Raw genomic sequence first — 421 nt, 5'->3', positions numbered from 1 at the left:
GGGGCACCTTCACCCCATCAATCTGATACCACCCTCAGATGGTTGATAGATCGACTCCGTAGTTGAGTTCCTCTGCGAAGTCCGGCAGTCCGTAACCGATGGTTTTCTTGTAGAAAGGAGAGACCTTCGCAGTCGGTGCCTTCTTCTTGTGCTTCGTGGTGTAGAGCATTCGTGCCCGCATCACCTCGAAGGAGTAACCGCGCCCTTCACGGTTCTTGTCCTTGGCCAGTCGGTTGATGGACTCCGTGTAAGCGTTGGTGACGGGCATGTCCGTCTCGAAGTAGGTCATGGTCTCTTCGCGCCAGTTTCCCACTGCCCTGACCAGATCGCTCCAGACTTCCTTTTGGCCCTTCGGGATGGTGGCTATCCACTCGTCCAGGGCGGCTTCTGCCTGGAGCCGTGTGGTGGCGTCCCAGATGCC

1 protein-coding gene is annotated in these 421 nt (G+C 57.5%); it reads right to left on the bottom strand.

Features of this window, described 5'->3' with window-relative positions:
* Nucleotides 1–34: 34 nt before the first annotated feature.
* On the bottom strand, nucleotides 35–421 hold a 387-nt coding region (locus CNQ84_RS20175; protein ID WP_165771336.1), incomplete at its 5' end, for a transposase.

Source organism: Pseudomonas abyssi (assembly GCF_002307495.1).
Taxonomy (GTDB): Bacteria; Pseudomonadota; Gammaproteobacteria; order Pseudomonadales; family Pseudomonadaceae; genus Halopseudomonas; species Halopseudomonas abyssi.
The sequence above is the reverse complement of the archived record's forward strand: the minus strand, read 5'-3'. Positions and strand labels throughout refer to the sequence as shown.